11 protein-coding genes are annotated in these 14291 nt (G+C 45.2%); 7 read left to right on the forward strand and 4 right to left on the reverse strand.

The features are described 5' to 3' along the window. Positions 1-179: 179 nt before the first annotated feature. Positions 180-1823, reverse strand: a complete 1644-nt coding sequence (locus TY03_RS00060) for a DUF6377 domain-containing protein (protein ID WP_042366234.1) — start codon at positions 1821-1823, stop codon at positions 180-182. A 92-nt stretch (positions 1824-1915) separates the two neighbouring features. Here TY03_RS00060 and TY03_RS00065 point away from each other — a divergent pair, with 92 nt between their 5' ends. Continuing rightward, the gene (locus tag TY03_RS00065) at positions 1916-3070 is read left to right on the forward strand and encodes a DUF5009 domain-containing protein (RefSeq protein WP_042366236.1); all 1155 of its coding nucleotides are present in this window, start codon (positions 1916-1918) and stop codon (positions 3068-3070) included. 9 nt (positions 3071-3079) lie between these two features. On the opposite strand, the gene TY03_RS00070 is transcribed toward TY03_RS00065, so the two are convergent. Continuing rightward, positions 3080-4300 carry a M16 family metallopeptidase gene (locus tag TY03_RS00070; protein WP_148335564.1) on the reverse strand — a complete coding sequence of 407 codons (1221 nt, stop codon included), beginning with the start codon at positions 4298-4300 and terminating at the stop codon, positions 3080-3082. A gap of 116 nt (positions 4301-4416) precedes the next feature. Here TY03_RS00070 and TY03_RS00075 point away from each other — a divergent pair, with 116 nt between their 5' ends. The 6 genes from TY03_RS00075 to TY03_RS00100 all read left to right on the forward strand — a co-directional run bounded on the left by TY03_RS00075 (position 4417) and on the right by TY03_RS00100 (position 10783). Then, entirely contained in the window at positions 4417-4965 is a 549-nt protein-coding gene (locus tag TY03_RS00075; RefSeq protein WP_042366240.1) for an LOG family protein, read from the forward strand. A 36-nt stretch (positions 4966-5001) separates the two neighbouring features. Then, positions 5002-5607, forward strand: coding sequence for an SIS domain-containing protein (locus TY03_RS00080; protein WP_042366243.1), 606 nt, complete (start codon positions 5002-5004; stop codon positions 5605-5607). Next, positions 5595-6518 (forward strand): carbohydrate kinase family protein, encoded by a 924-nt coding sequence (locus TY03_RS00085; protein WP_042366244.1) that lies wholly within the window; start codon positions 5595-5597, stop codon positions 6516-6518. Before TY03_RS00080 ends, TY03_RS00085 begins: the two co-directional genes overlap by 13 nt. Positions 6519-6611: 93 nt before the next feature. Then, positions 6612-7670, forward strand: coding sequence for a tyrosine-protein phosphatase (locus tag TY03_RS00090; RefSeq protein WP_042366246.1), 1059 nt, complete (start codon positions 6612-6614; stop codon positions 7668-7670). A gap of 134 nt (positions 7671-7804) precedes the next feature. After that, positions 7805-9772: a DEAD/DEAH box helicase gene (locus TY03_RS00095; protein WP_042366248.1), complete on the forward strand. Its 1968-nt coding sequence runs from the start codon at positions 7805-7807 to the stop codon at positions 9770-9772. A gap of 147 nt (positions 9773-9919) precedes the next feature. After that, complete coding sequence (locus TY03_RS00100) at positions 9920-10783, forward strand: DMT family transporter (RefSeq protein WP_042366250.1); 864 nt, start codon at positions 9920-9922, stop codon at positions 10781-10783. Here TY03_RS00100 and TY03_RS00105 read toward each other — a convergent pair. Beyond that, on the reverse strand, positions 10767-12908 hold the full coding sequence (locus tag TY03_RS00105) for a S46 family peptidase (protein ID WP_042366253.1): 2142 nt from the start codon (positions 12906-12908) through the stop codon (positions 10767-10769). The two genes, TY03_RS00100 and TY03_RS00105, sit on opposite strands and share 17 nt — an antisense overlap. A 21-nt stretch (positions 12909-12929) precedes the next feature. Further along, on the reverse strand, positions 12930-14285 hold the full coding sequence (locus tag TY03_RS00110) for a TIGR00341 family protein (protein ID WP_042366255.1): 1356 nt from the start codon (positions 14283-14285) through the stop codon (positions 12930-12932). Positions 14286-14291 lie beyond the last annotated feature (6 nt).

Raw genomic sequence — 14291 nt, forward strand, 5'->3', positions numbered from 1 at the left:
AATGCTCCGCAACAACTTCGGATGAGTTGAGCGGAAGCATAGGTCAAAAGTAGAGATAAAGAAGATTCAATTGACGAAGAGGGAAGAATAAGTGGATTCAAAAAACAAACAAACATCTATTAATCAAACAATTAACAGAATAACACAATACCGAAAAAGTGGATAGGATATAAGTCGTATTATCGTATATTGAGCACGCGGTTCTCAAAGTCGTCACGCGAAATGCGTGCTTTGTTCTTGACCTTGGCTCGATAGTTATAGATCGTATTGACCGAATATCGGAGAAACTCCGCTATCTGCGAACTATCCTCAATACCCAAACGTATGAGCGCAAAAATGCGCAACTCGGTATTCAGCAATTCACCTTTCTTGAGAATAATTTGTTCATCCTCTTGAAGCAGTGTATTAAACTTCCTCACAAAATCGGGGAATAAATGTAGAAAAGCCGAATCGAAATTGGCATAAAGCTCTTCAAGTTCTTTGTCCAAAGCTTCTTGCGAACGAGTCATTTTCAGTAACTCCGCCACCTGATTGGCAGACGCTTTCTTATTTACCATGCGACGGTACGCATCGAGTTTGTCGATATAAGTAGAACAGAGTTTGATAAAACGGGCTATATACTCTTCTTTAATCTGGTTAGACTCGGACAACTCCACATTGGTGGATTGCAAACAGAGATTCATCTCTTTCAACTCTCCATTCAGAGATTTTAGCTGACCATTGGCCTCCTCCAAACGGTTACGTGCTACGGAAAGCTTTTTCATCTGCCTGTAAATATAGGTTAGTGCTCCCAAAAGCAAAAGCATTAATACCGTAATCAGCAATATATATTGCTCTAGTTGATCGTTCTTTCGCTCCATCATGGCCTGATAGGTCTTATCGATCAGCGATAGGATACCCGAGCTTTGCCAGCTTCGCAAGCGGGCATTATAGAATTTTGTTTCATTCCAGGAGAAGCGAATATAGCGGTAAGCACGTTCTACATCCCCCTCTTCGTATAGTATCTCGGCAAGCGTCCACAAAGAAGCATGATCGGTAATGGCCGATTGGATATCGGAAATAGCCGATAGAGCAAGGTAATACTTCTCTTGTTCTTTATCGCCATTGCGCTTGAATATAAGCGAACGGTAAAATGCGACGTTGGCATATCTGGGCGTACCAAACTGTGTAACGGTCAACCGCTGATCATTGATGCGAAGTGCTTCTGCGTACTTATCATTATCGCGAAAACTGGTTTCCTGCATGGTTAGGTATTCATCGGACATCGGATCAAGAATAGCATAAAGCGAGTCTTTATAAGCGGATGATATCTGCCAATAGTGACCGGCATTCATCTTATCTTGCGTGTAATAGCCCAGCTCACCATAGGCATGATCGTAGCAAGAGTAGTATTGTTTCAAGAAACGGTTGTTGAGGCTTTTCCTATCAACAGATTGCACCATATCCACAGCTTCTTTATACATGCCGCAAGAGGCTAGCAGATAAGATAGTAACAATTTACTTTCATTGATCCGATCGGGGTCGTGCATACGGGTGGCTATTTCAATATTGCGACTCAGGTAATGAATGGCCGAATCACACACAAAAGCTTTATACTCCTGATAAAGCATCATATTTAAATCGTATTGGGCTAGAGAAGAAAGTGTCGTTGCATTTTCTTTGCTTTTCAGCTGCCGGATATGTGCCTGACGCTTAAGAGTATGTATATGCGACTCGGCAATTGTCTTATCAAGCAGGCAAAGCAAGGAGTCAAGTCTGTTTGTGGCTGAAACAGAACCCATTATCATGGTAAGCAGAAGACAGAGAAGCCACTTTTTTTCCATATAGAATGTAGTTTTTTATAGTTTAGACTGTACAAAGATATAGAAAAGAATCAGTATCTTTGCCCATCAACCCCCAATTAACTTAATACATTATGAAAACGCTTACGCTACAGCGGGTCGCCGCAGTCGATGTGCTTCGGGCACTCACCATGTTTCTCATGCTCTTCGTAAATGATATTCCCGGTTTAAGCAACATTCCGCATTGGCTCGAACATGCCCGGGCGGATGAAGATATGCTGGGCTTCTCGGACACCATCTTCCCGGCTTTCTTATTCTGCATGGGTATGTCTGTGTCGTTTGCCATACAGAACCGATACAAGAAAGGAGACAACCACCTACAGGTAGTGATGCACATCTTCTGGCGCACGGTAGCATTGGTGGTTATGGGACTATTTTCGGTCAACAGTGCCGGCGTAGCAGGTCTTTCGCATGCCTGGTTCTCGATCTTGATGGTAGTGGGTTTCTTTCTTATATGGGGTGTTTATCCCCAAGCCTCGGGAAACAAAAAGCGTATTTTCATCGGAATGAAGGTAGCAGGAGTGGTTCTGCTAGGCTTTTTGATGCTTTATAAAGGGATGCATGGCGAACCGTTTGAGCAGAAGTGGTGGGGCATATTAGGGCTTATCGGGTGGACGTATGCGATCTGTGCAGGTATCTATCTGTTTACACGTGAAAATCTGTGGTGGAATGCGCTTGTCTGGGTGCTTTTCATGGGACTGGCCGTTTTACATCATGCCGATGTGGTGACGCTGTCGTTCATCCCCAGCGATATGACGCTGCATACCTTTGGGATGTCGGGGTTGCTCACCTCGCTACTGATGCAACGATATGCCCGGAAGGAGCATCCGGAAGCATTTATCAGCATACTATGCATACTGGGTACGATGATGCTCATCGCAGCACTCCTTGCACACCCATTCTGGATTATCTCGAAGATACAGGCTACTCCTACGTGGCTCTTTTTCTGCCTGGCGGCTTTCTTTCCGCTCTTCGGACTCTTTTACTGGCTCACGGATGTGAAAGGCAAAGCATACTGGTTCGAGATTATCAAACCGGCAGGTACGGCTACACTGACTTGCTACCTCATCCCCTACCTCTGGTATTCGATACAGCAACTTTTGGGTTTACATTACCCCGAAATCCTTTCCGGCGGTGTACCGGGGCTGCTCAAGTCGGTTGTCTTTTCATTGGTCATTGTAGGCATTACCGGCTTGCTGGTAAAGGCGAAGATTAAATTGAAGGTGTAGCGCAAACGGCTATTTATAGATCAACGTCGACAAATGCTCTTCGGCCAGCATTTCATTCGCCACTTCGAGCACACCCTCGGCAGTAAGGGCTTGAATGCGTTCGCACACTTTGCCGATTCCCTCATATTTATGATAATGCAAAAAGCTCTTGCCCATGCTTAAGGCATTGTTCTCGTAGTTGTCCGAAGAGACACAAATTTGGCCGATCAGTTGCTTCTTCGCAGCATCGAGTTGCGAGGAGGTCATTTGTACATCGCGCATACGTTTCAACTCTTTATGGGTTAAGCGCATGCAGGTATCAATATCGGCAGGGTCGGTACCGAAATAAATACAAAACGCACCGGTATCGACGTACGAAGTCAGGTTGGACTCTACATTATATACCAGCCCGCGACGCTCGCGCAGAGATACATTGAGGCGGCTGTTCATACCGGGGCCACCCAGAATATTGTTGAGCAGATACAGGGCTGTGCGCTTATCATCGTTGGCATGGTAAGCTCGGCTACCGAGCATAACATGTGCCTGATGGGTATCTTTAGGTATAACCAATTGTTCAGGAATATAGAGCGAGGGTGCTGTGCGCTGGTTACTAACCTCCTGCATCGGAATATCACTCATAAGCTTCTCGAGCAGACGAATCAATTTCTTGAAATCGACCTTGCCTTGCACAAAAAAGACCATGTTGGAGGGTTGATAGAAACGCTGGGTGAACGAAAGCAGGTCGGCCGTTTGAAACTGCTTCAGCAATTCGGGACGCCCCAATATGTTGTGCCCCAAAGAATGTCCCTTGAAAATCATGTCTTCGAAATCATCAAAGATCAATTCGCTGGGATTGTCTTCGTACGATTGTATCTCGTCGAGAATCACTTCGGTTTCGCGCTCTATCTCACGCTGCGGAAAGGTAGACCGAAAGACGATATCGACCAGCAGCTCGACTGCACGTGGCAGATCGGGAGTCAGAAATGCAGCGTAAACAACTGTCTCTTCTTTATTGGTATAGGCATTCAGATCGCCCCCTACCGCCTCCATGCGGTTTAAGATATGCCACGCTTTTCGCTTGTGCGTTCCCTTAAAAATCAGATGTTCTACGAAATGAGCCATACCATGCTCCTGATCGGCCTCATCACGTGTACCGGCATCGATTGCAAAGCCACAATAGGTTACATCCGAAACTACCGGGCTGAAAATAACCCGAAGTCCGTTAGACAAGGTTGCTTCGGCTTGACTCATATTTAAATTATTCATTCTCAGGACAAAATTTTGTTGAAGGTGCAAAAATACAATAAAACTTATTGCTGTTTATAGAAATTTGCAGATATTTGTAGGCTACAATAGCAATTAAAGGCATGAAAAAGGTAGGAATCTTCTGTTCTGCATCAGAAAACATTGACAAAATGTACTTTGACCAGGCTACACGTATTGGCCGATGGCTGGGAGAAACAGGTCGGACACTCATATACGGTGGTGCCAGTTTAGGGTTGATGGAATGTGTTGCACTGGCAGTAAAGAAGAGCGGTGGATATGTGATTGGCATCGTACCCGAAAAATTGGAGGAGAACAATCGGGTAAGCACATTGCCTGATAAAATCATTCGCACGCACAACCTGAGCGACCGCAAGGATATCATTGTAGAAAACTCGGATATCTTGTTAGCACTACCGGGCGGCATAGGTACGCTCGACGAGGTGTTTCATACCCTTGCTGCTGCATCTATCGGCTATCACTCCAAGCGAGTGATCTTTTACAACGAAGATGGCTTTTACGATGCGTTACTCCATGCTCTCGACGGCATGCAAGCCAAAGGGTTTGCGCGAAAGCCGCTGTCGACTTACTATGATGTAGCTCACACATTTGAAGAACTAAAAACAATGATAGAATTGTGCGCAGCCAATTAGCCTATTGGTACATTGCCACATTAGCACGTATTAATTATGACTGAATCGATTAAAGAGCTTCTGCAAAAGGAAGCGCAAGCGGTATTAAATATCCCGGTGACGGATGCGTATGAAAAAGCGGTAGACCTCATTGTGGAACAAATACACCGGAAACGGGGTAAACTCGTCACCTCCGGAATGGGCAAAGCAGGACAGATAGCCATGAATATTGCTACAACCTTCTGCTCGACAGGAGTACCTTCTGTTTTTCTGCACCCCAGCGAAGCTCAACATGGCGATTTGGGAATCTTGCAAGAAAACGACCTATTGCTACTGATCTCCAACTCAGGCAAGACACGTGAGATTGTGGAGCTTACCCGATTGGCTCATAACCTGAACCCCAATTTAAAGTTCATCGTCATTACCGGCAACCCTAACAGTCCGCTAGCCGATGAATCGGATGTGTGCCTGAGCACCGGCAAACCTGATGAGGTATGTACGCTGGGCATGACCCCTACTACATCGACTACCGTAATGACGGTTATTGGAGATATTCTGGTAGTGCAAACCATGCAGAAGACGAACTTTAGTATTGAAGAGTATTCCAAACGCCACCACGGTGGCTATCTGGGCGAAAAATCGAGAGAGCTATGCGAAAAGTAATCGGCATCGGCGAAACCATTCTCGATATCATATTTCAAAACGATCAACCTTCGGCAGCAGTGCCGGGGGGGTCGGTATTCAATGGCATCGTATCGTTGGCACGGGCAGGTATTAATGTCTGCTTCATCAGTGAAACAGGCAATGACCGGGTAGGAAACACCATTCTCACCTTCATGCGCGAGAATGGTATCGCGACCGATCATGTCAATGTATTCCCGGATGGAAAGTCGCCGGTATCACTAGCTTTTCTGAACGACAGAAACGATGCCGAATATATTTTCTATAAAGACTATCCCAAGCAGCGACTCGATGTCTTGTTCCCGAAAATCAATGAAGACGACATCGTTATCATTGGGTCTTACTATGCATTGACTCCCGTATTGCGCGATAAAATCGTAGAGTTATTGGAGCAGGCTCGTGAGAAAAAGGCAATTGTGTATTATGACCCCAACTTTCGCTCTTCGCACAAAGACGAAGCAATGAGGCTGACACCTACCATTATTGAGAATCTGGAGTATGCCGATATTGTGAGAGGCTCTGTCGATGATTTTTTCTATATGTACGGTATGCGTGACGTGGAGAAAATATATAAAGATAAGATTAAATTTTACTGTCCCAACTTTCTTTGTACCGCAGGAGCCGAAAAAGTATCATTACGCACCCGAAATATCAGCAAAGAATACACCATAGAACCTATCGAAACAGTGAGTACCATTGGTGCAGGCGATAACTTCAATGCCGGACTCATCTTCGGACTGATGAAGTATGACGTACGCTATCGAGACCTAAACAATCTTGACGAAAAAACATGGAATAAGATAGTCGAATGTGGGAAAGATTTTGCTGCAGAGACCTGTCAAAGCTATCATAATTCCATTTCAAAAGAATTTGCCGATCGGTATATTTCTTAAAGAATATATACTTTGGCTAATTATCGCAAAGGTACTGGCATATCCTTCGGAAATTGCTATCTTTGCAAATAGTGTTTCAGACAAAATGGTGCTATGTATAAGAATCTATTCAATTGGCTTACCCTCATTCTCATTCTGCCGGCATGCAGCGAGACCATTCCAACCATCTCGGTAGTCTGCGAAGAAAACAACATAGGCAATTGTATCATTAAATGGGAAACAGCCCCGGTCATCAACGGACATGTAAAGGTATACGCCTCTACCAATCCCGATCTTATTCCGGAGGATATACCTGTAGCCATGGCCAACATCGGCGACGAGCGAATGACGATTGTTACCACCGATCCGTCGCAACGCTACTACTACCTGATGGTGTTTAATGATAAGTATCGTGTTCGCGTAGCTACGCGCAATGTAAATATACCCGGCATACAAAACTTCCGTGATCTGGGTGGATATAAATCATCGGCAACGGGGCTGAACACCCGATTCGGCATGATTTATCGCTCAGCTCAAATAGACAGCATCGGCTGCATTTCCCGTCGGGAACTACGCAACCTGAAGATCCATACCATCATCGACTTACGCTCGAAAGAGGAATTGAACAACTATCCGCAATTGCAAGAGGGATTTAACGTGGTTCATGTCCCTATTGCCACAGGCAGTATGGAACACTTGCTGCAAAAAATACAAGAAGGAAAGATCAAAGGAGATACGATTTACCGATTGGTAGAGGGCATGAATCGTGAGTTGATTACGGATTATAAAAAAGAATTCAGACAGATATTCGACATACTGCTCGACCGTAGTAGCTATCCCGTCGTTATTCATTGTTCGTCGGGAAAGGGCAGAACAGGAATTGCCAGCGCATTAATTCTGGCTGGTTTAGGGGTAAACGAAGAAGTTATCATGACCGATTACCGGCTGAGCAACGATTATTTTAATATTCCCAAAGTATCTAAATACGCTTACAAACTACCTGCGAATTCTCAAGAAGCAATCACCACCATCTTCTCGGCAAAAGAAGATTTTCTAAATGCAGCAAAAAGTGAAGCCGAACGCCTTTACGGGGATATTCCCACTTATTTGGAAAAGGGAATCGGACTTACACAGAAGGATATACAAAGACTCAGAAGTATATTACTTAATTAAAAAAGGCTGATTACGAACAGAATATAATTCCTATCGGCACAATAGGCCATTCATTTATAATTGGCCATTCATGATTGATAATCAATTTATTATTCGTATCTTTGCAGCCGAAATAAAAGATATACAGAGATTTAATGAAGACATTTGAAGAGCTTGGCGTTTCTCCGGAGATACGTAGAGCAATCGAGGAAATGGGATACGAGAATCCCATGCCGGTACAAGAGGAAGTGATTCCGTACCTTTTAGGAGAAAATAATGATATAGTAGCTCTTGCCCAGACTGGAACAGGAAAGACAGCCGCATTCGGCTTGCCCATTATCCAGCGAGTTGACGTAAAGAACCGAGTTCCCCAATCCCTTATCCTTTGCCCTACCCGTGAGCTTTGTTTACAGATAGCAGGCGATTTAAACGATTATTCTAAATATATTGATGGCCTCAAAGTACTACCCGTCTACGGAGGTTCGTCTATCGATAGCCAAATTCGTAGTTTAAAACGTGGCGTACATATTATTGTCGCTACCCCGGGACGCTTGCTCGACTTGATGCAACGTCGCACCGTATCGCTTTCGACCATTAACAACGTGGTTATGGACGAGGCGGATGAAATGCTGAATATGGGATTTACCGAGAGCATCAACGCTATTCTGGCCGATGTGCCCGAACAGCGTAACACGCTTCTCTTCTCGGCTACCATGAGCCCCGAAATTGCGCGCATATCAAAGAATTACCTGCGCAATGCAAAAGAAATTACCATTGGACGCAAAAATGAGAGCACGAACAGTGTGAAGCATATTGCCTACATGGTGCAGGCCAAAGACAAATATGCCGTACTGAAACGTGTAGCCGACTACTATCCACAAATTTATGGAATCATCTTTTGCCGTACCCGCAAGGAGACACAAGAGATTGCAGACAAATTGATGCAAGAGGGCTATAGCGCCGATTCATTGCATGGAGAGCTATCGCAAGCACAACGTGATGCTGTGATGCAAAAGTTCCGCATGCGCAACATACAGATTCTTGTAGCAACCGATGTCGCTGCACGTGGGCTGGATGTAAACGACCTTACACACGTGATTAATTACGGATTACCCGATGATACTGAAAGCTATACTCACCGTAGCGGACGTACGGGACGTGCCGGAAAAACAGGTATCTCTATCGCCATTGTCAACATGCGCGAGAAAGGAAAGATGCGCGAGATAGAGCGCATTATCGGAAAGAAATTTATCACAGGCGAAGTACCTACCGGTAAAGAGATTTGCGAAAAGCAACTTATCAAGGTGATCGACGAAATAGAGAAAGTAAAGGTCAATGAAGAAGAAATTGCCGACTTCATGCCCGAAATCTACCGCAAGCTCGAATGGTTGAGCAAAGAAGACGTTATTAAACGTATGGTATCGATGGAGTTCAACCGATTCCTCGAGTATTATCGTGGCCGTAATGAAATAGAAACAGCCAGTTTCGACACACGCACAGAGCGTGGAGGCGAACGTGGCGAACGTCGTGGTCGCGATGCAGGCGAAGGACCTCGTCCAACAACTCCGGGATTCAAGCGTCTATTCATCAACCTCGGCAAGATGGATAGCTTCTTCCCTAGCGAGCTGATCAGTCTGCTTAACAGCAACACCCGCGGACGTATTGAACTAGGACGCATCGACCTGATGAAGAGCTTCTCATTCTTTGAGGTAGATGAGAAAGAGGCATCTACGGTGGTTCAATCTCTTAATCGTGCCAACTGGAACGGACGCAAGGTTTCGGTCGAAATAGCCGGAGAAGAGAATACTGCCGGACGCAGAGGAGGTTCGGGAGAAAGACGTGGCGAACGTAAACCTTACGGAGCATCACCGGACAGACGCAACGACCGTGGTTCTCGTACTTCGCGCGAAGACAGACCGACCAGAGCTCCCAAAGCAGACAGAGCCCCTAAAGCCGATGCAAAGAAAAGCGATAAGCCCAATCGTGAAGAACGGGGCTATGCCAATGCACGCGGCAAAAAGGATGATTGGCAACAGTTCTTTCAGGATGAAAAGAAGGGATTCAGAGGCGATGAACCGGACTTCAGCGAAGAAGGATGGGCACGCAGAAAGCCTAAAAAATAAGCATACATCTCCGTAAAAGGATAAACGTATGATACGACGGAAGAGGATGAGTCAAAAGAGTTTTTGATTCATCCTCTTCCGTCATATATAGTGAAGATGAGCAGGAAAAGTACTACCTTTGCAGGCATTAAATTTTGATTGACAATTATGAATAAGATAAACGGATTCCTTTACGGACTCCTATCATCAGCCTCGTTTGGCCTCATTCCACTGTTTACCTTGCCTGCCATGCATCAAGGGCTTCATTTTGAATCGATTCTATTCTATCGATTCTTCTTTGCCGCGTTAGCTTTGGCGGGTATCTTATTGCTTGATGGACAGTCATTCCGCATCCGCCGCAACGAAATTCCTTCTTTATTATTGCTGGCAGCACTCTATCTGGTATCGGCGGTATTTCTATTCTGGGGTTACAAATTTATGCCAAGCGGAGTAGCAACAACACTCCACTTTATGTATCCGGTATTGACAACACTGATTATGATGGTCTTTTTTCACGAAAAGAAATCTATTTGGCGCTTAGCAGCCATTGCACTGGCTGTAGTCGGGGTTTACTTCTTATCGAGCGGAGACGACTCAGGAACGGTTACCTTGGGCGGTATCTTCATTGTCCTACTTTCAGCATTGGGCTATGCGCTCTATCTGGTCACAGTGAGCCAGCTCAAAGTAGGAAAGATGAAAGGGCTGAAGCTAACCTTCTATGTCTTTATATTCAGTAGTCTGCTCTTATTCATCGGGATTGCTCCTACCACAGGTATTCAAGCTATTCCCAATGGAAGCACAGCGGGCAACTTGGTGATGCTGGCGCTTATTCCAACAGTTATTTCAAACCTTGCCTTGGTACGTGCGGTCAAAAGCATAGGTTCTACACTTACCTCTGTATTAGGCGCCATGGAGCCTGTAACAGCCGTATGTGTGGGAATATCCATCTTTGGCGAAGCTGTTACAGCAGGCATTGGGTTAGGCGTAGGTCTAATTATAGCATCGGTAACGGTGATTATTTTGAAGCGTTAATATTTAACTCCTTAATCAACTCACCCGCTTTTCCGTATTTCTCGATGATGAAAAGCATATAACGCACATCTACGCCAATACATCGTTGCAAACCGGGCTCAAAGACAATATCGCTACTCATAGCCTCCCAATTTCCATCGAAAGCTAAACCAAGCAACTCTCCCCGGGCATTGAACATGGCACTGCCCGAATTGCCTCCGGTAATATCGTTATTCGAGATAAAGCAGACCTTCATATCGCCTTTCTCATCGGCATAGCGACCAAAATCGCCCGAGGCAAACAGAGAGAGAATATCGGGCTGAACAGCAAAGTCGGGATCGCCTTTATGCTCATGTACTTTCTCAAAGATACCTTTCACCGTGGTGTAATAGTCATATACGGCACCATCAAAAGGAGAATAGCCACATACTGTTCCAAAGCTAAGACGCATAGTTGCATTGGCATCAGGATAGAAATTGCGATCGGCCTCCATACGACGCAATGCATCATTGAGCAGCCGCTCATCCCTGTCTATCTCTTGCGAAACGGCAGAGACGCCATGGTTCATATCATAATACTTCACTATCAGATCAATGCCCAGAGCAATGGCGGGGTCTTCAATCAGATGATAGGTGGTATCGCGTTCCAAAAAACGTTGGAAACCACGAGGAGTTGCAATTTGGGTATGCGCATAGAGCGAATCGACATATGCACGCTCATTACCGGCATAAGCACTATCTATGGCTTGGTAAAGCGACGGAAGATATTCGGGACCTACCTTGGAACGATACTCTTTGAGTAGCGCTGCAAATACCTCTTTGTCGATGGAAAGATCCATGTTGCCATATTTTTCCATCAGTTTATTTAGTCTCGCAACCACTTGTTCTTGCTCGGCTTCGAAGTCAAAGTTCAGAATCTCAAGTGCCAACTGAATCAATTCGGGGCCATTAATAAAAGATTCTCCAAAGTAAGCCATGGCTCGGTTCGCTTCACGACGGTTCTTGTAATTAAGCTCGAGCGAAGAAAAGAGATGCAACAGCTTTTCACGCTCAGACGGTGTTTGTTGAATCCATTCGCGAATGGTGGCTTCGGCAGCCCGCTTCTTATCAAGCACCTTCAACTGTCGAATTGCTTTATTCATGCCGATGCTATTTTTCCAATAATTCGAGCTTTCATCGTACTTGGAAGCATACTTGATACGAATATCAGGGCGGACGTCCATCTCACGTTTCCAGATAGCCTGCTTCACTCCTCGCACATCGATCATTGCCTGATTCATACCAGCCATGCGCTCCTCAACCCCAAAGGAAGAAAGAAAGCGTTCGGTCATGCCCGGATAGCCGAGCGTCATACAGAAAGAGCCTTCTTTGTAACCATCCAATGAGATAGGTGCCACGTAAGGGGCTTTATAAGGAACATTATCGGGCGAATAGTTTGCCGGACGATTGTTCTTGTCGGCATAGATACGAAACACGCAGAAATCACCCGTATGCCGAGGCCACACCCAGTTGTCCGTATCCCACCCCAGTTTACCAATAGAGGATGGTGGAGCAAAGACGAGACGAACATCATTGAAATCGCGATAAACAGAGAGCCAAAACTCGTTTCCGGCATAATAAGCATCGACTACTCCCACCAAGGTAGAGTCTTTATCGGAAACCTCGTTGCCTATAAGCAACATCAGTGAATCGACGGCTATCTGCCGTTCGGACTCACTCATCGAAGGTTTGGTTGCTTTCAATATGCGTTTGGTTACATTCTCGGTACGGAGCAGGAAGCGCACGTAAAGCTCCGGGTTGGGCAGTTCTTCACTACGATTGCGTGCAACAAAGCCGTCTTTGAGATAGTCGTGCTCAACCGAAGAGTGTTGCTGCACACTATTAAACCCGCAATGATGATTCGTAAACACCAGTCCGTCGTCAGAGACTACTACGCCCGAACAGAACCCGCCAAAGCTGACAACAGCATCGGCCAAACAGGGCTTCTTCGGGCTATAAAGCTTATCAACGGGAAGTTGCAGTCCGAGTTCCTTCATCGCCAATCTAGTCTGCTTGTTTAGGTTACCAAGTAGCCACATACCTTCGTCGGCTCTAATAAAAGGCGAAAAGAGAAGGATCGCCATCACTGCAATAATTCGAATACTCATGGGTGGGGTGTTTAATGTGTTTTATTCTGTTATTAGTCTGAGTTTTTTTACACCTACCCTCGCTTTAAGCCAATTGCTAATTTTTACTTTTTCGGCAGTAGAGGGTTGTTTGGCAAACTTTAGCAAAGCAAGAGTCACGGTATCTGCTTTCAAGGAGTCGACAGTCAATTCGACAGAGCGGGTAATAGACAACGAAGTAACCGATGGATACAGAACTTTAAGTTCGGGCACAAGTGTGCGACTTAGTTGATCGTGTATCTTATAGCTCTCAATGCTCTGCTCGAGAGACTGTATTTTGGCTTGTTGTTTTAAGATACGTTCCTCGCTGTTCTTATAAAAATCTTCGACCACCAACGAACGAATAGACGATATGTCGACCGCCTCATTATTCATGCCTTGCAACACCGTCAACTTAGTTTCGAGAAGCTGATACTGCTTCAGGTTTTCGCGAGCAATAGCAATGGAAGGTTCGGGAACTTGAGGTCCGATCAGTACAACACGTATCTCACGATGCTCATAATCGATTTTTTTATCAACCACCTGCGTATTGGGGAAGCTTAACTGTTCGGTAATAAAGCGGTTGGCAGAAGAGTTATAGAAGGTACCACGAATAATATCGATAGTCAGGTAAATAGCCGGACACATCGTTAGTATCACAATCAGTACAATGTACTTGCGCACGTTCTTTTCACGCTTTTTATCGGTAAATTCATTACGCTGAAAATTCATCACCCGTACCCCTATAAAGGTGGCCAAACTGATGAAAACCGAATTAATAAAATAAAGATAGAATGCTCCGAGAAAATAAATCAGATTGCCAGATGCCAACCCATAACCGGCGGTACAGAGCGGAGGCATCAGTGCCGTAGCAATAGCAACCCCCGGAATCACGTTTCCTTTCTCTTTGGTTGATAATGCTACCACACCCGCCAAACCACCAAAGAGTGCGATGAATACGTCGTAAATCGTAGGAGAGGTACGAGCCAGAAGCTCTGATTGCGCTTCGGCAATGGGTGTAAATAAGAAGAAAAGAGTGGCAGTAGTCACACTGAAGGCAGTGGTAATGAGAAAACTCTTCAAGGAGCGTTTCATCAATTCAAAGTCATTGAGCCCCACAGAGAGCCCTACTCCCATGATGGGACCCATCAAAGGTGAGATCAACATCGCACCAATGATAACAGCCGTTGAGTTAACGTTCAAGCCAAGTGATGCCATAAAGATGGCAAAGATTAGAATCCATAGATTGGCTCCTTTAAACTCGACCCCCTTACGTATGGAATCTACTGTGGCAAGTTCATTGTCTTTGTCCTTACGCAAGTCTAAGTATTGCCGCACAAAGCGCTTGATAGCAAATAAGTTTCGATTTTCAGGTTGCATAACTAA

It is taken from the genome of Bacteroides neonati (genome assembly GCF_000499785.1).
Taxonomy (GTDB): Bacteria; Bacteroidota; Bacteroidia; order Bacteroidales; family Bacteroidaceae; genus Bacteroides; species Bacteroides neonati.